Raw genomic sequence first — 22,213 nt, forward strand, 5'->3', positions numbered from 1 at the left:
TTCAACCCCTTACTGCGCTTGAACCCGCAACTCAGCGGCGGTTCGGCTACGGTGGCCCAACAGTGCTTTCACATCGCTGGATTTCGGTTTAACCAAAGCAAACTTGGTCACCCATTCCGGCCAGTTAGCCAGAATCTCTTCACCACGGCTAGAACCTGTCAACTGAACATGTTCAGTAATCAGGCCGCGCAGATGCTCTTCATGGATTGCCAGTTGGTCGACATCGAGAACTTCGACCAGCTCAGGGTTAACACGTTTACGGAATTCACCATCTTCATCAAGGACATAAGCGAAACCACCGGTCATACCGGCCCCGAAGTTAATCCCGGTACGGCCCAGTACGCAGACAATCCCGCCGGTCATATATTCACAACCGTTATCACCGATACCTTCAACTACGGTAATCGCACCGGAGTTACGCACGGCAAAACGCTCACCGGCTCGGCCTGCGGCGAACAATTTGCCGCCCGTGGCACCATACAGACAGGTATTGCCGACAATGCTGGCTTCATGGCTGCGGAAGTTGGAACCCACCGGAGGGCGCACTGCGATGCGGCCACCGGCCATGCCTTTACCGACATAATCGTTGGCATCGCCCGTCAGGGTCAGCTCGACGCCACCGGCATTCCACACCCCGAAGCTCTGACCGGCAGTACCGGAGAAGTAAGCTTTGATAGGGTCAGTTGCCAGGCCTTGGTCGCCATGTTTGGTGGCAATCGCGCCGGACAATGCCGCGCCCACCGAGCGGTCGGTGTTGCGGATATCAAAGTAAAACGTCTTGCTGTGTTTAGCTTCAATGTGCGGTTCAGCTTGTGCCAGCAACTCTTTGTTCAATAAGCCTTTATCAAACGGAGGGTTACTTTCGGTGCAATACAGTGCTTTACCCGGATGTGGCGTAGCTGTTTTCAGCATTGGCGACAAATCCAGCTTGTTCTGTTTGGCGGAGATGCCATCAAGTTCCAGCAGCATGTCAGTACGGCCAATTAAATCAACCAGTTGGCTGACACCCAGCTCTGCCATGATTTCACGGGTTTCACGGGCGATAAACTGGAAGTAGTTCACCACACGCTCAGGTAGGCCGTGATAATGGTCACGACGCAATTTCTCATCTTGGGTGGCAACGCCAGTCGCACAGTTATTCAGGTGGCAAATGCGTAAGTATTTACAACCCAGCGCTACCATAGGGCCAGTACCGAAGCCGAAGCTTTCCGCACCCAAAATCGCTGCTTTAACAATGTCGACACCGGTTTTTAGGCCGCCATCCACTTGCAGACGGATTTTATGGCGCAGACCATTGGCAACTAGTGCTTGCTGAGTCTCCACCAGCCCCAGTTCCCACGGACAGCCAGCATATTTCACCGAAGACAGTGGGCTGGCACCGGTACCGCCGTCGTAACCGGCGATAGTAATCAAATCGGCATAAGCTTTCGCCACACCGGTGGCAATGGTGCCGACACCCGGCTCAGAAACCAGTTTCACTGAAATCAGGGCTTTCGGATTGACCTGTTTCAAATCGAAAATCAGCTGCGCCAAGTCTTCGATTGAGTAAATATCATGGTGCGGCGGTGGGGAAATTAAGGTCACACCCGGCACCGAGTAGCGAAGTTTAGCGATATACGGCGTGACTTTATCACCCGGTAATTGGCCGCCTTCGCCCGGTTTTGCTCCTTGCGCCACTTTGATCTGGATAACATCGGCATTCACCAAATACGCCGGTGTGACACCGAAACGGCCAGAAGCCACCTGCTTGATACGGGACACTTTATTAGTGCCGTAACGCGCGGGGTCTTCACCGCCCTCACCGGAGTTAGAGAACCCGCCGAGGCTGTTCATGGCGATGGCGAGTGATTCATGGGCTTCCGGGCTGAGTGCGCCGATGGACATGGCGGCAGTATCAAAGCGCTTAAACAGAGATTCAGCCGGTTCAACCTGATCGACAGGAATTGGCGTGCCTTGCGGTTTGATGGCCAACAGATCGCGCAGCGTGGCGATTGGGCGCTCATTCACCAGCTTGGCATAAATCTGATAATCACTGTATTCGCCGCTGTGAACTGCGGTTTGTAAGGTGCTGACCACATCCGGGTTATACGCATGGTATTCGCCGTTATGGACGAATTTCAGTAATCCGCCTTGATCCAGCGGTTTGCGTTTCAGCCAGGCGCGTTTGGACAGATTCTGTAAATCCTGTTGGAAATCACTGAAACTGGCCCCGCCAATGCGGCTAACCACACCCTGGAAGCAGAGGTCGGACAGGTCGCGGTGCAAGCCAACGGCTTCAAACAGTTTGGCGCAGCGGTAAGAGGCGACGGTTGAAATGCCCATTTTGGACATGATTTTGTACAGCCCTTTATTGATGCCGTTGCGATAGTTGAGCATCACATCGCGATACTTTTTATCAATCGCCTGGCTATCAACTAATTTAGCCAATGATTCATAAGCTAAATAAGGGTAAATCGCTGTCGCACCAAAACCGAGCAGCACTGCAAAGTGGTGCGGGTCACGGGCGCTGGCGGTTTCAACAATAATGTTGGCGTCGCAGCGCAGATTTTTTTCGACTAAGCGAGTCTGAATCGCGCCGACCGCCATTGGGGCCGGTACTGGCAGGCGGTCAGGGGCGATAGCACGGTCTGACAGCACCAACATCACGGCACCATCACGCACTTTGCGCTCAGCCTCTTCGCACAAGGCCAGCACCGCTTGTTCCAAATCCGTTTCAGCCGGGTTAAAGGTCAGATCCAGCCGATCAGCGCGGTAATGTTCCCCTTCCAAGGTGGTTAACTGCTGGAAATCGGAGAACAGCAAAATAGGCGATTTAAAGCTCAGACGGTGCGCCTGACCTTCGGCTTCGCAAAAGACGTTCATTTCACGGCCAATACTGGTCGCCAGTGACATAACATGCGCTTCACGCAGCGGGTCGATTGGCGGGTTAGTGACCTGCGCAAACTGCTGGCGGAAGTAATCGTAAATAATACGCGGGCCGCTGGAAAGCACGGCAAACGGGGTGTCATCACCCATTGAGCCGGTGGCTTCCTGACCAATTTCACCCAATACGCGGATGACTTGGTCCAGTTCTTCGCTGCTGTAACCAAACTGCTTCTGATAGGTTTCCAGTGTCGAATCATCTAACTGGCGGCTACCCACCTGATCTTCCGGCAGATCTTCAAACGGCACCAGGCGCTTAACGTTCTTTTCCATCCACTCTTTATAAGGGTGGCGGCTTTTCAGGTCGTTATCCGTTTCGGCGGAATGCAAAATTTTACCGCTGCGGGTGTCAATCACCATCAGTTCACCGGGGCCGACACGGCCTTTTTCGATCACTTCATCGGGCTGGTAATCCCAGATACCGACTTCAGAGGCACAGGTGATGAGTTTATCTTTGGTGATGACATAGCGCGCAGGGCGTAGGCCATTACGGTCAAGGTTACAGGCGGCGTAGCGGCCATCTGACATCACAATCCCGGCAGGGCCATCCCATGGCTCCATATGCATGGAGTTGAAGTCAAAGAAGGCGCGCAGGTCGGTATCCATATCCGGGTTGTTCTGCCAGGCCGGCGGCACTAACAGACGCATAGCACGGATCAAATCCATCCCGCCGCTGAGGAACAGCTCCAGCATGTTATCCAGTGAACTGGAGTCCGAGCCGGTCTCATTGACGAAAGGGGCCGCATCCTGCAAATCAGGGATTAATGGCGTTTTAAATTTGTAAGCCCGCGCCCGCGCCCATTGGCGGTTACCGGCGATGGTGTTGATTTCGCCGTTGTGCGCCAGATAGCGGAACGGCTGAGCCAGTGGCCAGCGCGGCACAGTGTTAGTCGAGAAGCGCTGGTGGAACAGGCAGATAGCCGATTCCATGCGCAGGTCAGCCAAATCCAGATAAAAACGCGGCAGATCCGCAGGCATACATAAGCCTTTGTAGATCGTGACCAAGTTAGAGAAACTACAAACGTAGAAGTCTTTGTCGTTTGCAATGCGCTTCTCAATACGGCGACGCGCGACAAACAGGCGGCGTTCCATATCACGTGGACGCCAGCCAGCAGGGGCGTTCACAAAAATTTGTTCAATCCGAGGCAGGGAGGAGAGAGCGATTTCACCAAGAACATCCGGGTTGGTCGGCACTTCACGCCAGCCGATAATCGACAGCGTTTCGTTTTGCAATTCTTCTTCTACAATGCGGCGGCTTGCCTTGGCGAGTTCTTCGTCCTGACTGAGAAATATCATGCCGACGGCATAGTTTTTGGCCAAACGCCATCCGCGTTCTTCAGCGACCATCCGGAAAAAACGATCCGGTTTTTGTAATAGCAGACCACAACCGTCGCCGGTCTTACCATCAGCAAGGATCGCGCCACGGTGTTGCATTCGGGCCAGTGCGTGTATAGCGGTACGCACGACCTTATGGCTAGGTTCGCCTTCTATGTGGGCGATTAGGCCGAAACCACAGTTGTCCCTCTCAAGGGATTTATCGTACAACATATCAGTGAACCTCCCCAGGCTCTGCGAGACTCCCACAAACCGACTCCAGAAGGACATATTGGCATCAGACGGGGTGGGCTGACAGCCGCGTATTTTGCGACAAATCTGCTTTTCCGCCCTCCGGCAATGGCCTCTTGTGACGGTTCTCACAAGTGGTATAAGACTTGTTTTAAGAGGGAGTCTTAAATTACTGCATAATTATGACTAGACGTTTGCCCGTCTAGAAAGCTTCCAGCGGACTTCCAACTTAGCGAGAAAGAATACTCAGGTCAAATATAGGCTTAAGATATATCGTTAATGTAATAAGTGGGTTTATCGTAATGATAAATATAAATTTATTGGTGTTTTTACCCTGCTCAATGCGCCATGGGGTAGCTACTAAAGTGTGAGCTGTCTCACTATAGTGCAATCGACAAATCGCTGCACCATGCTAGTGCTGGTGGGGATTATAGAATGATAAACTGGATTTAATATATTTTCTGGTGTTTAAAACTATTTTTCATTGAATTGTAACAGAAGCGCTAAGGGCTTGGTGGAAATAAGAAAATTTAATCATCGGTCAAGTGATTTTATTTGCGTTTATAGTGAATGGTTATGCGCAGCTGCACCCAAGGGCTTGGGAGTTGATCTCTGTCATCGCGAATGACATCGCTAGCGGGTAGCCTAAAGCTCTTTTTTGACAGGCAGTGCCAAGATTATGCAGTTGCAGCGATTAGTCAATATGTTTGGTGCGGATTTACAGCGCCGCTATGGTGAAAAAATTCATAAACTCACGCTACACGGCGGGTTTAGCTGCCCTAATCGTGATGGAACTCTGGGGCGCGGCGGCTGTACTTTTTGCAATGTGGCCTCATTTGCCGACGAACAAATGCAGCAGCAGGGCATCGCGCAGCAATTGGCGGAGCAAGCTAAAAAAGCCAATCGGGCAAAACGCTACCTGGCCTACTTCCAGGCCTATACCAGTACTTATGCAGAGGTCAATGCGCTGGCGGCGATGTATGAGCAAGCTTTGGCTGAAACTGACATTGTGGGTTTGTGTGTCGGTACTCGGCCCGATTGTGTGCCGGACGCGGTGTTGGATTTATTGAGTCGTTATCATCAGCAAGGTTATGAGGTTTGGCTGGAGTTAGGGCTACAAACCGCGAATGATAAAACCCTCAAACGTATTAACCGTGGCCATGATTTTGCTTGTTACCAGCAAACCGCCCGCCGTGCTCGTGCCCGAGGGCTGAAAGTGTGCTGTCATTTGATTGTTGGCTTGCCCGGTGAGAATCAGGCGCAATGCATGGAAACTCTGGAGAAAGTGGTGGCGACTGGCATTGATGGGATAAAACTGCACCCGCTGCATATTGTGGAGGGCAGTATCATGGCCAAAGCCTGGCGGGCGGGGCGTTTGCCCGAACTGGCACTGGAAGATTATGTGCTTACCGCCGGTGAAATGATTCGCCATACCCCCGCCGAAATTGTCTACCACCGGATTTCTGCCAGTGCCCGCAGGCCAACCCTGCTGGCACCATTGTGGTGCGCGAACCGCTGGACTGGCATGAATGAGTTGAATAATTATATGCTGGCCCATGGCGGGCAGGCCTCTGCTTTATGACCGGCTACTGCGCGTCGCCATACTGAGATTGTGCAGTGCTCAAAATCCTCACGTACTGCGTGTACGCTCCGGTTTTTCCGCGCTGTACGCACTCAGTCTGGCTTAGCTCGCTACGCCGTAAGTTTTGACCCCCACCCTATTTTGGCTATGCCTACCGTTTATTGGCAGATAATCAGTTTGTTTCCCAAAATCTCACCGTGATTTGCAATCTTTTGCACACTTCTAAGCAAGCCATCTTATCTCTTGCTCGTTTTGCGGTATGATCTATCAGATAAACACAGACAGGGGTTGCTATGAAGCAAATCAGGGTATTAGCCCAGTACTACGTTGATTTAATGGTTAAGTTAGGGCTGGTTCGCTTCTCACTGCTACTGGCATCTGTGCTGGTGTTGCTGGCCATGGTGGTTCAGATGGCGGTGACCTTTGTATTGAGTGGCTCGGTGGAGACCCTCGATCTGGTGCGTTCCATTTTCTTTGGTTTGCTAATAACCCCATGGGCGGTGTATTTCCTGTCAGTGGTGGTTGAGCAATTGGAAGAGTCGCGCCAGCGTTTATCGCGGTTGGTGGATAAGCTCGAAGTGATGCGTTATCGCGATTTAGAGCTGAATAAACAACTGACGGAGAATATTGCTCAACTTAATCAGGAAATCGTCGAGCGCGAAAAAGCAGAGAAAGCGCATCTGCAAGTGGTCGACAAACTGAAAGAAGAAATGGGCCACCGTGAACAGGCGCAGGTTGAGTTAGGGCAGCAGTCGGCCTTATTGCGCTCTTTTTTGGATGCTTCACCGGATTTGGTTTATTACCGTAACGAAGATAATGAGTTCTCCGGCTGCAATCGGGCGATGGAATTGCTGACCGGCAAAAGTGAGAAGCAATTGGTCGGGCTGACCCCTAAAGAGGTTTATGCGCCGGATATTGCTGAGAAAGTCATGGAAACCGATGAGAAAGTTTTCCGCCACAACGTTTCGCTGACCTATGAGCAGTGGCTGGTGTATCCCGATGGCCGCAAAGCTTGCTTTGAATTGCGTAAAGTGCCGTTTTACGACCGCGTCGGTAAGCGGCATGGGTTAATGGGCTTTGGGCGCGATATAACTGAGCGCAAGCGCTACCAGGACGCGCTAGAGAACGCCAGTAGGGATAAGACGACTTTCATCTCAACTATCAGCCACGAGCTGCGCACGCCGCTTAATGGCATTGTGGGCCTGAGCCGCATCTTGTTAGACACTGAATTAGATAGCGAGCAATTAAAGTACCTGAAAACCATTCACGTCAGTGCCATTACCCTCGGGAATATCTTCAACGATATCATTGAGATGGATAAGTTGGAGCGGCGTAAAGTTCAGCTGGACAATCAACCAATTGATTTTACTGGGTTTATGGCGGATTTAGAAAACCTTTCTGGCCTGTTGGTGCAGCCGAAAGGGCTGAAGTTCATTATGAAACCGCAGTTGCCATTGCCAGAGAAAATCATTACCGATGGCACCCGCTTACGCCAGATTTTGTGGAATTTGATTGGCAACGCGGTGAAGTTTACCCAGCAAGGCGAAATAGTGGTGCGGGTGCGGCGGGAAGGCACTGACCGCTTGATTTTTGAAGTAGAAGATTCAGGGATGGGCATTCCTGAGGATGAACAAGATAAGATTTTCGCCATGTATTATCAGGTGAAAGACAGTAATGGTGGCCGTCCGGCAACCGGAACGGGCATTGGGCTGGCGGTGTCTAAACGCCTGGCACAAAGCATGGGCGGTGATATCACGGTGAAAAGTACCCAAGGGGCCGGTTCATGCTTTACCCTGACGATTAAAGCGCCAGCCGTGCAGGCCACGTCCAGCACGCCATCAGGTGAGGATCTCCCGCTACCGGCTCTCCACATCTTGCTGGTGGAGGATATCGAGCTGAATGTTATTGTCGCGCGCTCGGTGTTGGAGAAACTGGGCAATAGTGTCGAGGTGGCGATGAATGGCCGCGATGCGCTGGCGATGTTCAAACCGGATGATTTTGATTTAGTGCTGCTGGATATTCAATTACCGGATATGAGTGGGTTGGATATTGCCCGCCAAATTCGAGCTGATTATGGGCAGCAATCCTTACCGCCATTAGTGGCCTTGACCGCTAACGTGTTGAAAGACAAAAAAGAATATTTAGATGCCGGGATGGATGATGTGCTGAGTAAGCCGTTATCGGTGCCCGCGCTCACGGCCATGATTAAGCAGTTCTGGGATCATAAGCCTTCCTCTGCCGCTAAAAAACAGGAACTTAAAGTGATGCAAACCCATGAATCGTTACTTGATACTGCCATGCTGGAACAATACATCGATTTGGTTGGCCCACAATTAATCCATCAAAGCCTTGAAATGTTTGAACAAATGATGCCGGGGTATTTGGCGGTATTGGATTCAAACATGACCGCGCGGGATCAGCAGGGTATTACGGAAGAAGCGCATAAAATTAAAGGGGCGGCTGGCTCCGTGGGGTTACGCCATATCCAGCAGCTTGCACAGCAAATTCAGACACCGACACTGCCAGCATGGTGGGATAACGTACAAGATTGGGTCGATGAATTAAAATCAGAATGGCGCAATGATGTGCAGGTGTTACGTGAATGGGCAGCGACCGCTGAAAAAAAATAACCCCGACCGAGGCCGGGGTGCGCGAATACTGCGCCAACACCAGGGAAATCGTTAACCTGCGATCCCCGTCATACTTCAAGTGACAAGTGCGTTGGCTTCTTTCGTTCATCCCTGTCACTTACTGGTCGTTGACCTTAAAGTAAGTAGACTCTTGGGAATCGCTCAGTTACCACCTTCCTGTAACTCGAATTATTTAGGGCATAATAATTTCGATTTCGAGTGGATTCGCAGGTTGTAAGGATTCGTCCATACATCATACAAGCAATAACATAGCAAATGTAAGCGCTCTTGTTACAAGATTCATTAAAATATGTGATAGAGATTGGTCTTTGTTACTAGAACGAGTTAAGCAATTGACAGCGTGAGAAAAGGAGAGGTGTGATGAAAACAGTCGGTGTAGTGCTGAGTGGATGTGGTGTTTTAGATGGTGCTGAGATACATGAGTCTGTCTTAACTATATTAGCATTGGATCGTGCTGGAGCTCGTGTTTTATTCTTCGCACCAGATAAGCCACAACTCCATGTTATTAATCATCTTACTGGTGAAGAATCTACCGAGCAACGGAATGTTTTAGTGGAGTCTGCGCGCATTGCTCGTAGCCTGATAAAGCCGCTTTCTGTCGCCAATTCAGAGGACTTGGATGCCCTTATTGTTCCTGGTGGCTTTGGTGCCGCAAAGAACCTCAGTGATTTCGCCATTAAAGGTTCTGAATGTTCTATAGATCCGGATTTATATAAGCTTACTCAATCAATTCATAAGGCCGGTAAACCAATTGGATTTATGTGTATTTCGCCTGTGATGTTGCCAAAGCTGCTGGGGAAACCTGTTCGCCTGACCATTGGTAACGATCCCGATACTATTGATGCAATTGAAACTATGGGAGGGCTGCATGTTATTTGCCCTGCGGATGATGTAGTGGTCGATGCAGAGAATAAAGTGGTCACAACACCGGCCTACATGTTGGCAGCATCAATTTCCGAAGCAGCAAAAGGAATTGATAAGCTGGTGGCGAAGGTACTGGATTTAACCGAATGATTTCAGTCCGCCGTGGATTAAATTGGCTTTGGTATTGGGGCAAGCGGGGCATTATTGGCATTGTTGCTCTGTGGTTGGCCGGTATTTTGATTTTTGCTTTCCTGCCGGTTCCGTTTTCCATGGTCATGATTGAAAGGCAGTTCGGAGCCTGGCTGACGGGCGATTTTTCATATCTTGCTCATTCTGATTGGGTGCCGATGGATGAAATTTCGCCTTATATGGCGCTGGCGGTGATGGCTGCGGAAGATCAAAAATTCCCTGAGCATTGGGGGTTTGATGTCGGTGCGATTGAGTCGGCATTAGCCCACAATCAGCGCAATCAAAATCGTATCCGTGGTGCGTCCACTTTATCGCAACAAACCGCCAAAAATCTGTTCCTATGGGATGGACGGAGCTGGGTGCGTAAAGGGCTGGAGGTGGGCCTGACCGCTGGTATTGAGTTGGTGTGGACCAAGCGGCGTATTCTGACGGTTTATCTGAATATCGCGGAATTTGGCGAGGGTATTTTTGGTGTGGAAGCGGCTGCGCGCCATTTCTTCAATAAACCGGCCAGTAAATTGAGCGCGTCAGAAGCCGCTCTATTAGCCGCAGTTCTGCCCAATCCACTGCGTTTTAAAGTGAATGCGCCATCAGGTTATGTTATTTCCCGCCAACAGTGGATTTTGCGCCAGATGCGGCAATTAGGTGGCAAAGAATTCATACAGGCAAATGAGTTAGATTAATGGTTTGATGTTTTGGATAACTAGAAATGGGCCTGGATTTCTCCCGGCCCATAATAGGATTATCTTTTTAACCGACTGAGTTATTTCACAATAGTAAACGCGGTGGTCACATGCTTAACGCCACTCACCTGACTGGCTATCTGAGCAGCTGATTGCCCTTCTTGCTGAGTCACCAGACCCAAAAGGAACACTTCGCCATTCTCCGTGGTGACTTTCACGTTGGAGGATTTAACCGAGTCGGCGGTCAGTAATTGTGAGCGAACTTTGGTGGTTATCCAGGTATCCATGGATGCGGTAGTTAGATCGACCGGTTTACCCAGGCGCATCTCGTTATACACTTCTGTGGCGCCATCAACACCGGCCGCAATTTGCTTGGCCCGGCTAGACAGTTCAGCTGTTGGCGATTGTCCCGTCAGCAAAACCTTCCCTTGATAAGCGGTCACGACAAAACGTGTTTGGCTCTTGATCTGCTGATCTTTGCTCAGTGCATTGACGACTCTGGCCTCAAGTGTGCCATCGTCGACCTGAGTGCCGACAGAGCGCGGGTCTGTGGCAGATTTAGTTGCAACGGCTGCACTGCCAACCACCACAGCACCGATACAACCTTGTAATAGCAGGGCGCTGAATAGCATGGCAAAAATATAACCAACCTTCATTCGTGCTCCTTTAATCGTCCTGATGAGGAAATAGAGTGTTATCAATTAAGTCACACAAGCAATTCACTGTCAGCATGTGTAATTCTTGAACCCGAGCGCTACGGTGCGATGGTATGCGGATTTCAACATCCTGCTGACCTAACAACCCCGCCAGCTCACCACCATCATAACCGGTAAGTGCGACGATGGTCATATCACGGGTGACTGCGGCCTCGACCGCTTTCACAATATCACGGCTATTGCCACGAGTGGAAATAGCGAGCAAAACATCACCAGCATGACCCAGCGCGCGCACTTGTTTGGCATAGACTTCATCATGCAAGCGGTCATTGGCGATTGCTGTCAGCACCACATTATCAGCATTTAAAGCAATAGCTGGCAGGCTAGGCCGTTCTGTTTCAAAACGGTTTATCATACTAGCCGCAAAGTGTTGTGCGTTAGCCGCAGAAGTCCCATTACCGCAGCAGAGAATTTTATTGCCGTTGAGCAGTGACTGAACCAACGTCATTGCTGCACGGGATATGGCATCAGGCAGAGCCTCAGCCGCGGCAATCTGGGTTTGAATACTTTCTGTAAAACAACCTTTGATTCTATCCAGCACGTTGATTTGACCCACTTAATAATGTAATAGCCGGCATAAACCGGAGAAAAATCATCAATCCGCATTGAAGGCGTTTGGCAGCCATTCTAACTGACTACCCGTGATGGCAAAAACATCAAAACGGCATAATGTTGTGGCAAAACATGCGTTTCGTTGTGCCAACCAAAGGGCCGCGGCCCGGAGTAGCCGCTGTTGCTTGCGGTAAGTGACACTGGCGGCAGCGCCACCAAATAGGGCATTGCGGCGAAAGCGTACTTCAACAAACACCCAAGTGGCTCCGTCGCGCATGATAAGGTCAATCTCACCACTTTGATAGGTGACATTAGCCGCCTCGAACACTAAACCCGCCCGCTCAAGATGGCGGCGAGCTTGGTTTTCGTAGTGTGTGCCAGTTTTCCTTTGGCTCATCATTCCCTTCGTCCTTGAAGTTGCAGGGTTGTTAGCTACACTCACTCACCCGAATCACTTACTTGAGTAAGCTCATCGGGGTTCATTCATTTGCTGCCTACCTGCAATCTCCAATGACTTTAGGAATACTTTTTATCCTTGAAGTTGCAGGGTTGTTAGCTGCACTCACTCACCCGAATCACTTACTTGAGTAAGCTCATCGGGGTTCATTCATTTGCTGCCTACCTGCAATCTCCAATGACTTTAGGAATACTTTTTATCCTTGAAGTTGCAGGGTTGTTAGCTACACTCACTCACCCGAATCACTTACTTGAGTAAGCTCATCGGGGTTCATGTACTTGTTGTTGTCACCTGAATGAGTTACGCCGCTGGGACTACCATACCCTGGCGGTATTGTAGCCAAGGTAGTTTACGGGTGATAACACAATCGGCTGATGCCGTTAAATCACCGGTGGTGCCGCTGACCTGGAAACCAGGAATTTGGCGCATTTCAGCAAAATGATTCGATAATGTCCATGCATCAATGCCCATGGCGTACAAACGCACCAGCGAATAGTCGTTGGCATATTTGGCTGCCGCTTGTTGCATCAAGGCAGGGTTTGCTCCGGCCATCAGTGGGATATCACTAAACTGAATGCCTTCCATTTCCAGACGGTAATCAGGGCCTGCGCCTGCTTGATAGCTGCGTGAGCTGGCAAACAGCGCAGGTTTGCTGCGGGTGCTGGTCGCCATATCAATCATTGGTTTAATCAGTGTCAGCTCGGCCGGTGTCGCAATGATATACACCGCATCAATGTTACCACCAACGGCGGTTGAAACTACCGGCGCATCGACGGGCGGCGCAGGGATGGTCAGGCCAGCAATAGTGACTGATGCTGGTGCAGCAGCCGGTGCGCTTGAAACGCTGACCGGTTGCCCCGTCAGGCGGATGCCCGCGCCACTGTTGATAGCTTGTTTTAACTCCACAGTCGAGCCGAAGTTTTGTTGTAATACCGTCTGACCCCCTTGCTTCTGCCACTCTTCAGCAAAGGCCTTGGCGATGCGGTCACCCAAGGCACCACGCGGGGTTAGCAACAGCGGCATTCTTTTTTCCTGATTCCACAAATGATGCGCGGCATCGCGGGCTTCATCTTCAGGAGAAAGGGCGAAATAACAGATATTCGGGCTGTTAGTGCTGACTTCCGGCTGATTCAGCGCCAGAATATTCAGTGTGCTGGGGGTGGCGCTCAGTTGTTCAACTTCGGGCTTCAGCAGTGGGCCAACCACCAATGTCGCGCCATCCTGCTGGGCTTGTGCGAGCAAAGCGGCAATCGGCTGAGTGGTGGTATCGTAGACTTTGACTTGTGCATTGCTGGTGGCGACAGGTGCCGGCGCTGGTATCGGCGCAGCCACATCTGTAACCGGTGTCGCCGCGGCATCCGGTGGCGTACTTGCGGTTGCTGCGGTTGCATCTGGCTCTGCTGGGGCAGGGGCGTTAACGGGCAAGCCATTCTGTGCAGCAGCAAAACCTTGCTGGATAGCATCGGCAAAGACTTGTGCTGGGCCACTTAATGGCAGCAATAAGGCAATTTTCGCTGTAGATGCCTGGCTGAAGTTGCTGATTTGCGTTAATGCCATAGGCAGGTTTTTCGCTGCCGGATTTTGCGGATAACGATTTTGCCAATCTTTAATACCGGCTTTCAGCATGTCAGGATCTTGCTTGTTATCCTGATACACATGCAGCAAATCCAGCCAGCCTTGCAGGACGTTTTCGTCCGCATTAATCACAATGTTATTCAACTCTTGTGGGGTGAGCTGGGCCAGCGCTTGCCAGGTGCCATCAATATTATCTTGATGTGCTTTATCAGTTAGCAGAGGCTCTTGAGCAATGAATGCGCGCACCAGCGGCAAAGTTGCTTTACCCTGATTGGCGGCAATCTGTGCTTGATAGAAGCGCACTTGTTGATTGGCTGAGAGCTTCCCGGCATCTAACTTGCCCAAAACATCCGCAGCAGCAGGATTATTTTTCTGCGCAACCAGCAATTCTGCGGTCAGTAATTGCTGTTCCTGGCGCTGTATGTCATTCAGGTCAGCGGGCAAAGTTCCAAGCTGTTCTGCTGCTTGGGGGACTTTCCCCTCGCGTAACTGGGCACGAATGGCAAGTAATTGCCAGTCAGCCTTGTTATCATCACTGCTCTGTTGCAACTGTTGCAGATAATAGTCAGAGTTAGCGCTTGCTTCGTCCTGTATATTGATGGGCGGCGTCTGTGGTGCTCTGCCTGAACAGGCTGCCAGTATCAAAGCAGCCAGCACAACAGGGACGAACCCTGCTTTAGAACGAACGAATGTTGAGGAAAGCATACTGTATCCAGTGATGTTTTTTTCAAGATGCTCAATATTAAATCGGTAATTCGGATGAAACAATGAATCAACACGATCGAGCAGTGATTTCTGCATCTACGCTTTATGTGGTACCTACCCCAATCGGTAATTTAGGGGATATAACCCACCGGGCGTTAGAGGTACTGAAAGGCGTTGATTTGATTGCGGCAGAAGATACACGTCATACAGGGTTGCTGTTACAACATTTCGCGATCAACGCCCGCCTATTTGCACTTCATGACCATAACGAACAACAAAAAGCCGATCATTTATTGGCGAAACTGCAAGCAGGCCAGAGTATTGCACTGGTTTCAGATGCAGGTACGCCACTTATTAACGATCCGGGCTACCATTTAGTGCGCCGTTGCCGTGAAGCTGGCATCAGAGTTGTGCCATTACCGGGCGCATGTGCGGCGATTACAGCCCTCTCTGCCGCCGGTATTGCCTCAGACCGTTTTTGCTACGAAGGCTTCCTGCCTGCGAAAACCAAAGGACGTAAGGATACTCTGCAAGCGCTGATTGAGGAACCTCGAACCCTAATCTTCTACGAATCAACCCATCGCTTGTTAGAAAGTTTACAGGACATGGTAACTGTACTTGGCCCACAACGCTATGTGGTACTGGCCAGAGAACTCACCAAAACTTGGGAGTCTATCCACGGCGCACCTGTTGGCGAGTTACTGGCTTGGGTTCAGGAAGAGGAAACCCGCCGCCGTGGTGAAATGGTCTTGATTGTCGAAGGCCATAAAGTACAGGCGGATGATGCTCTACCTGCCGCCGCCTTGCGTACTCTGGCGTTGTTGCAAAAAGAGTTACCGCTGAAAAAAGCCGCCGCTTTGGCCGCAGAAATCCATGGCGTGAAAAAGAATGCGCTTTATAAGCACGCACTTGAACAGCAAGATGACAGCCAAATGCAGTCGGAAGATGACATTCAACAGTAATGTGACTATAATCCGCCGCGGAGTTGACTAGACAGTCGCCGCTTCGCTGCCGTCCCTTTCGGGGGAGACAGGTGAAGGGGAGGAAAGTCCGGGCTCCATAGGGCAGGGTGCCAGGTAACGCCTGGGAGGCGCAAGCCTACGACAAGTGCAACAGAGAGCAAACCGCCGATGGCCCGCGCAAGTGGGATCAGGTAAGGGTGAAAGGGTGCGGTAAGAGCGCACCGCGCGGCTGGCAACAGTTCGTGGCATGGTAAACTCCACCCGGAGCAAGGCCAAATAGGGGTTCACATGGTACGGCCCGTACTGAACCCGGGTAGGCTGCTTGAGCCAGTGAGTGATTGCTGGCCTAGAGGAATGACTGTCCACGACAGAACCCGGCTTACCGGTCAACTCCACTCATTCCACAAAACCCCGCTTCGGCGGGGTTTTTGTTTTACGGGACCGAGAGTCAGTCACTTCAAAATGATCTTTCCAAGTGATATCAATCATCATCTTAAGTAATAGCAATACACTTAGGAATAGCCCAATTAATCCAATAAATAAAAGATAAAACTTTATTTTTATCCATCGAGTTATTTCGGGAGGAAGATTTCTTATAAAGTCGTAATGTTCATCTGGAATATTTCTTACAGGCCAGAGTGCTTTCTAACTATCAGAGTTACATGAAAATATATGTCTTTTTGAAACGTAAAAATACCCCTTTTTCCTATAGGGCAAGATTGTTTCTGGTAAAAATCCGAACCTATCCGAGAGCAATTTTCATATTTTCATATGGCCCTTATTTTTACAGATTCAAATTGAAACTTATTTCTGTGGGAATAGTCTTGAGTAAAGATAAGAAATAATTGTTCTATATATGAGAATCCACTTTAATTAATACTGTTTAGTCGTGAATCTATTAAGATTTAATCACTGCATTTCGCTAAATTCACAACACTAAACATTGAATAACACATGATAGTCACAATAATAATCCTAAACAAACGAATTATTCAGAATATAAAGCTATTTTTTTGACTATAAGTTGGTGTATGTTGCTTATTATTTATTATTTACAAGCATAAAAGATCGAGGATAATCAATTCAACGGGTTATTTGACTGCTTTTATTGTAAAAATATAACTATCAATATTTATCTTATATTAATTTCATTTTATAAAGGTCTATATCGCGGTGAAGAATATTTACTTGTTAGTGAGCAAGTTATTACTCAGTATCGGTATGTTTTCAATATCTACCTTATGCTGGGCCAATATGGTGGTTTACCCGATGGAGTCAGGTTTAGACAGTAACGGAACGGCTCAAGTGCGGGTGTTATCTAAAAGTAATGAAACACAATATATAAAAATAGTGACTAAACAGATATTGCGCGCGGCGACCTCGAATGAGTATGAAGTCCTGGCGCAACCTGGGCTACAGGACTCCTTGGTGGTAACACCTGGAAAATTAGGTCTGGCGGCGGGGTCACAAAGAGTCATTCGCCTTATTTCATTGATATTGCCTGAAAAAGAGACGGTATGGCGCGTCTATTTTGAAGGGGTTAACTCTGCAGAAAATGAGGATAGTAACCCAAATACTGTCGGTAGTACGGTCGGTATCAACTTGGTTTGGGGGGTTTTGGTTCATGTGCCACCGCGTATACCGGTGATAGCGCTGTCGTTGAATTCAGCAACCGGTCAGGTGACAAATAATGGGACACAGCGGGTGGTGATTAAGCAAATTGGTTTTTGTTCAGCGGCCCAACAATGTCGTTGGGAAGATCATACTGCGAATATCTATCCAGAGGAAAATTTTTATTTTTCCGTGTTGAAATTGACAGGAAATAATACAGAAATAAAAATAAGATATGTGGACTGGATAAAGAAAAAATCAGCTGAGTATATTATTCGTAAATAACCACTCCGAGTGAAAAGTATATATAACAATAATTGGTGTTGCTGTCGTGAAAAATATTGCCTATCCAATTAGGTAATACTCAATATAACTAAAGGGATTAATATGAAAAACTTGCAGAAATTTGCTACGCCTTTATTGGCGTCGTTAGCTGTCGCCTTCACATTTAATGCTCAAGCTGTTCAACGGGATATTACGATTACCGCCGATGTTGATGCCAGTATTGATATAACACATGCTGATGGAACTGCACTTCCGGGGACAATTAAACTGCAATATATTCCTGGACGTGGGCTGGCACCGACGACCATTAGCACCAAAATTTGGAGTAATAGTGCGACTTCAAATGTGAATGTTTCTCTGCTTAATGCCGCTCAAATGCGTAATGCCGTTACCGGTACGGCCGTCCCGTTAACCGTATCACTCGGCGCAGATGAAAAAGCCTTAACGACCACGGCAACATCCTTCACTTATGCCAGCTTATTCCCTAATGGCGTAGCGAATGGTTCTAATATTCTGCCACTTAAGTTTGCGCAAACAACACAAGGGATTTTGGCAACAGGCTCTTACAGTGGTGTGGTCAACCTTCTCATCACCCAGGCGACTACGGCACCGTAAATTTACCGATTCCTTTATGTGTTGGGGGATGGACATCCCCTATTTAGTGAGCGTTGTTGGGAATATGACCTTGAAAATCGACGTTGCTATTATTCTATTCACAGCCAGTATTATCTCTTTCTCTGTGATGGGTAAAAACCTGGCTCCAGTCGGGTTTGAATCAATTGCGACTGGGCAGCATGAGTGGGTCGATGTCAGGCTTTATGGCCGTTCATTTGGGCTATTTGAAGCAACAGTTTCTTTTGAAAATGTCCTATTTTTGGCACCTGCCGTAATTGCTCAGGCTATTGAAGCTGATTATAGCGACTCGTCAGATTTACATGATCTTTTAATACAAAAACTTAGCTCGCCCTTAGCGCGTAATGGAGATAAAGCGTGCAGTAGCAATGGCGCGGCACCGGGCTGTGATTATTTAGAGACCCAAACGTTGGCCATTATTTACGATGAAAACAACGCGCGGGTTAATCTCTTTTTAAATAAAGAGGTTATTCCGAAATCTGATAGTGCTGACTCACCTTATCATCAGGCTAGTCTCGACACGAATAATGCGTTTATTCATCAGCAGAGTCTTCATTTTGTTGCGGATAAAGATTATCAGACACTCTCATTGCTAGGCTCAGGGGCGCTGGGTATAACTTCTACCACTTATCTGGATATGGATTGGGATTATCTTACGCAGCAATCTCGCCAGCAAAGTCATCAACAGATTAATATTAACAATGCCTTTCTTCGACAGGAACTGGGCAAACAGCACTATATTCAAGCCGGTAGAATGGATTCGCGCCATATATTTAGTCGGGCGGGCGGGAATATCAGTTTTAATCAACTGCCTCTGGGTAATATTGAAGGTTTGCGCATAGGTTCAACATTATCGTGGCTTAATGACGCTAAATCTGGGCAAGGAACACCGCTGACCCTGTTTATCACGCGACCCTCACGGGTGGATGCTTTTCGTGGACAACAGCTTCTGGGGACCTTTTATCTTGATGCCGGAGCACAGCAGCTTGATACCGGTAATTTCCCTCATGGTAGCTACAGCGTGACCTTGCAAATTTATGAGGATAATCGTCTCACTCGTTCTGAAATCCTACCTTTTACCCGGACAGGCACCAGTGCCAATCGCCAGACACAGTGGTTTCTTCAGGGAGGGCAGATTACTGATACTGAAACCTCATTAATGGATAGTCAGCAAGATGAAAATAAGTCCATTTATCAGAGTGGCGTCAAATTGGCACTGCTTCCTGCTGTTGATCTGACCGCTGGGCTGGCCGTGACGGACAAAAACAGTTTTTGGGAATCAGTTATCGACTGGGAACACGGGTTTGACAACCAATTTTTTGATGGCGTGATGAGCACCAGAGTCAGTTACTTAAAGGGAACTGATGGTTCAAGTGGCAATACCCAGCAAGTCACCTACAACAATGGATTTTCACTGAGCCTTTACCGTGCTATTCAGGCGGCTCCTAATTGTGATAGTCACCTGTCAGGACAATATGGATTCAGTGGCTGTAGCCAAACCAGTAGCCTGTTATTCAGTGTGCCCCTACGCAGTTGGTACTTGAACCTCGGGTATATCGCTAACCGCAATAACGGGCGTTATAGCTATAGCGACCATGGGCAAGAACAGGGGGGGCTGGCCTATCAAACGGTGCGCACAACTCAGAGCGGATCGCGGACGCAAAGCTGGCAGGGCGGGGTTAGCCGAGGGTTTAACTTACAGGGCATTAATATCAATACCAGTACCAACGTGTTTGCGACTCAACAAGATGGTGGGCAAAAGCGGGATCTGGGTGCTTTTACACAACTTTCACTCTCTTGGGTAAAACCCTCAAGTGCCAGTTCATTGGGCATGAATTATCAATCGAGCCGAACGAATGGCAGCCAGTTGTCCTATACCGGGAGTCAGAGTTGGTATTTTGATGAGGAAAATCAGCAAGAACTGGGAGTGACCTTTAATGGCACTGATGCTAATTCACTGAATAGTTCTGCCTATGGCCGTACCCGTGGTCGTTATGGTAATGCGGATTTGCGGCTCACTGCCGCTTCGGTAAATCGCTCATTGAGCAGCAGTGGCAGTTACAGTTCCGCTTTGGCTATCTCCCGATCAGGAGGGTATTGGGGGCAATGGGGCTCGGGGCAACCCGCCGCCGCAATCGGAGTCAGGGTTGAGAATCCAGACCAGAGTCAGGATAGCCATATTGATGTCGCCGTGGATGGAGTAGGGCACGCCAGTGTGAGAGGCCAAGGGCGTGCGTTATTTTCCGTGCCTGCCTACACCGCAACACAGGTGACAGTTAATGATTCAATGATAGCGACGCTTGGCGTGCGCAGTGAGATAACCAAGGGCAACGGGCAGCATTCGCTGTTTATGGCCCCCGGGCAATTGTATGTGCGTCAAGTGCATATCGTGTCGCGCTATACCTATCTGGGCCGGTTAATGCTCGACAATAACACGCCGTTAGAAAGGGCGACGCCGCTCAATGTCAGGGCATGGTCTGCCCTGGGGGGTGGGGCATTTACACTGGAAACTGACAGCCAGATCAAACACTTATATCTGATGCGCGATACGGCGATGTACCAATGTGCTTTCACCGTGCAGCACACCAAAGACGTGGTGAGTTATGTGGGGCAGAGCCAGTGTCAGCCGGTTGAGCTGGCCAGCATCCCCGAACTCTTGCAGCAGCAGGCCAAAATAGTGCTGACACGGCAGGCAATGCCGCTACCCGCCACCGCCCAGCGGCAAAGTAATCAGCGGAACAATGAATAAGGATAATCGGTGCTAAATATCATATTGCTACTGCTCGTCACACTGGCCGGGTCTATGAGCGCGGCCTATGCTGACAGGCAGAACCCTTCCGGGCGAACCACCGTGATTAATATCGGTTTTGATAAAATGTCAGTGCCGAGCCGGGTACCTATTTGGACCAATGAAAGCGGGGGCTACGATACCGAGGACGGGCCTAAATGGGCGCGAAATACCTTAGTGTGTCTGTCGAACGCCAATGCCCAATATGGCCAGTGCCAGGCAGAACCGGTTTGGCACGACGAAAATGTCGAGGTGGTTCCCTATCTAATACCGTTAATTTTTACTGAAACAACCACCAATAAACAAATTTCACTGAATATTTATACTCTTAAGACACACTCTCCAACTACGGTTGCTCTAGAAAGACGACCTTATATCGCCCAATTAATTAGAGACGCCAATGAAACGAGTTTTACCGCTTATATCCCTGCCAGTGAGATGGCTAAATTGCCTACCGCAGGGGTATGGAGAGCTGAGTTAAGAATGGCGCTCATGCAGTGGGTCAATACAAAATTGTTTGACTGGCGGGCGACCATCACACTTCGGGTGACGGACTATGGTAATCAGCAAATTTACCTGCCGCAATTTGGCAACAGTGCGCCGCAGGTTGATTTAGGTTTGCAGTTAACCACACCGGGTTCCGTTGCCAGGCCCTCCACCATGAAAGGCAGTAAAGCCCTGGATATGTGCTTGTATGACGGCAATGATGGGGCCAGTAATCGTATTAGTTTACTGCTCCAGGATGAGGGCGGCCCGGCTAGCGGGCGTGGTCAGGGCATGTTTTCGGTGTATCGCACGGGTGCGGATAAAACCAATCAGCGCAACCGGTTGGACTATAGCGTTTCTATCATTAACCCGACGACCAATCGCCCTCAGTCCGTGACCAATGGCAGTGAACTTATCTGGACTGGCACCAACCGAGGCCCATTGCGGCGAGTGGTGTTACCGGGTCAATTGAACTCGGTATTATGTGTTCCGGCACCGATAGAATTGGTGACGCCAGAGTTTAATCTCGCCAGTAAAGCTTCCGGGCGTTATAGCGGGAGGTTGCGAATTATTTATACACCGACAACTCAGTAGAGCACCTATAACTCAGTAGAGCACCTATAACTCAGTGATGTACTCTCAGGCCTGGTTCCCTAACCTCGGTTAAGTTGCTTTTGTATACATCACTCTCTATTCACGAATATTTCATTTTGCTTAAAATATCGACCAATATCCGGTTATTTTAGCAGCATTAGCTATTTTTAGGGATTTATGTAGAGGATTTTAAGATATAAATATATCGATTCTTGTTTCAGTTGTGTTTATATATTTAGTAATAGAATCCCCTTCCTTAAATTATGTTGATGAGAAATTTTATGTTATTGGATACCAGGTGATAAAATGGATAATAACTATAAAGTAGTAGTGGTTGATTCTTCATCTCTGTTTTTTTTAGGATTAAGGATAATTCTTAAAGACTCACACAG

Annotated in this window: 14 protein-coding genes and 1 other RNA gene; 10 read left to right on the top strand and 5 right to left on the bottom strand. The window is 49.1% G+C overall.

Annotated features, from left to right (window positions below; translation table 11 throughout):
- Positions 1-9 precede the first annotated feature (9 nt).
- Positions 10-4,470, bottom strand: a complete 4,461-nt coding sequence (gene gltB / locus FTA91_RS16195) for a glutamate synthase large subunit (RefSeq protein WP_050112212.1) — start codon at positions 4,468-4,470, stop codon at positions 10-12.
- A 697-nt stretch (positions 4,471-5,167) separates the two neighbouring features.
- Between gltB and mnmL the strand changes: the two genes are divergently transcribed.
- The 4 genes from mnmL to mtgA all read left to right on the top strand — a co-directional run bounded on the left by mnmL (position 5,168) and on the right by mtgA (position 10,457).
- Positions 5,168-6,070, top strand: a complete 903-nt coding sequence (mnmL, locus tag FTA91_RS16200; protein WP_145534123.1) for a tRNA modification radical SAM protein MnmL/YtqA — start codon at positions 5,168-5,170, stop codon at positions 6,068-6,070.
- Between the two features lie 293 nt (positions 6,071-6,363).
- Positions 6,364-8,700, top strand: coding sequence for an aerobic respiration two-component sensor histidine kinase ArcB (arcB, locus tag FTA91_RS16205; protein WP_145534120.1), 2,337 nt, complete (start codon positions 6,364-6,366; stop codon positions 8,698-8,700).
- A gap of 381 nt (positions 8,701-9,081) precedes the next feature.
- Positions 9,082-9,735, top strand: a complete 654-nt coding sequence (elbB, locus tag FTA91_RS16210; protein ID WP_145534117.1) for an isoprenoid biosynthesis glyoxalase ElbB — start codon at positions 9,082-9,084, stop codon at positions 9,733-9,735.
- Complete coding sequence (mtgA, locus tag FTA91_RS16215) at positions 9,732-10,457, top strand: monofunctional biosynthetic peptidoglycan transglycosylase (RefSeq protein ID WP_145534114.1); 726 nt, start codon at positions 9,732-9,734, stop codon at positions 10,455-10,457. Before elbB ends, mtgA begins: the two co-directional genes overlap by 4 nt.
- 80 nt (positions 10,458-10,537) lie before the next feature.
- Here mtgA and dolP read toward each other — a convergent pair whose 3' ends face one another.
- The 4 genes from dolP to FTA91_RS16235 all read right to left on the bottom strand — a co-directional run bounded on the left by dolP (position 10,538) and on the right by FTA91_RS16235 (position 14,462).
- Positions 10,538-11,113 (bottom strand): division/outer membrane stress-associated lipid-binding lipoprotein, encoded by a 576-nt coding sequence (dolP, locus tag FTA91_RS16220; RefSeq protein WP_050112217.1) that lies wholly within the window; start codon positions 11,111-11,113, stop codon positions 10,538-10,540.
- A 10-nt stretch (positions 11,114-11,123) separates the two neighbouring features.
- The gene (gene diaA, locus FTA91_RS16225) at positions 11,124-11,714 is read right to left on the bottom strand and encodes a DnaA initiator-associating protein DiaA (RefSeq protein ID WP_004710884.1); all 591 of its coding nucleotides are present in this window, start codon (positions 11,712-11,714) and stop codon (positions 11,124-11,126) included.
- A 54-nt stretch (positions 11,715-11,768) separates the two neighbouring features.
- Positions 11,769-12,122 carry a YraN family protein gene (locus FTA91_RS16230; RefSeq protein WP_050112470.1) on the bottom strand — a complete coding sequence of 118 codons (354 nt, stop codon included), beginning with the start codon at positions 12,120-12,122 and terminating at the stop codon, positions 11,769-11,771.
- A 360-nt stretch (positions 12,123-12,482) separates the two neighbouring features.
- On the bottom strand, positions 12,483-14,462 hold the full coding sequence (locus FTA91_RS16235) for a penicillin-binding protein activator (protein ID WP_050112218.1): 1,980 nt from the start codon (positions 14,460-14,462) through the stop codon (positions 12,483-12,485).
- Positions 14,463-14,524: 62 nt separating this feature from the next.
- Between FTA91_RS16235 and rsmI the strand changes: the two genes are divergently transcribed.
- From rsmI to FTA91_RS16265, 6 genes are all read left to right on the top strand, one after another.
- Complete coding sequence (gene rsmI / locus FTA91_RS16240) at positions 14,525-15,424, top strand: 16S rRNA (cytidine(1402)-2'-O)-methyltransferase (protein ID WP_050112219.1); 900 nt, start codon at positions 14,525-14,527, stop codon at positions 15,422-15,424.
- A gap of 19 nt (positions 15,425-15,443) precedes the next feature.
- Positions 15,444-15,822: RNase P RNA component class A (gene rnpB / locus FTA91_RS16245), an RNA gene on the top strand.
- 775 nt (positions 15,823-16,597) lie between these two features.
- Positions 16,598-17,320: a fimbrial protein gene (locus FTA91_RS16250; protein ID WP_145534682.1), complete on the top strand. Its 723-nt coding sequence runs from the start codon at positions 16,598-16,600 to the stop codon at positions 17,318-17,320.
- 102 nt (positions 17,321-17,422) lie between these two features.
- A complete protein-coding gene (locus tag FTA91_RS16255) occupies positions 17,423-17,935 on the top strand; it encodes a CS1 type fimbrial major subunit (RefSeq protein ID WP_319802874.1) in 513 nt (170 codons plus the stop codon).
- A gap of 28 nt (positions 17,936-17,963) precedes the next feature.
- Entirely contained in the window at positions 17,964-20,702 is a 2,739-nt protein-coding gene (locus tag FTA91_RS16260; protein ID WP_186377376.1) for a TcfC E-set like domain-containing protein, read from the top strand.
- Positions 20,703-20,711: 9 nt separating this feature from the next.
- Positions 20,712-21,821, top strand: coding sequence for a CfaE/CblD family pilus tip adhesin (locus FTA91_RS16265; RefSeq protein WP_145583606.1), 1,110 nt, complete (start codon positions 20,712-20,714; stop codon positions 21,819-21,821).
- Positions 21,822-22,213 lie beyond the last annotated feature (392 nt).

The sequence above is a fragment of the Yersinia thracica genome, assembly GCF_902170565.1.
GTDB lineage: Bacteria > Pseudomonadota > Gammaproteobacteria > Enterobacterales > Enterobacteriaceae > Yersinia > Yersinia thracica.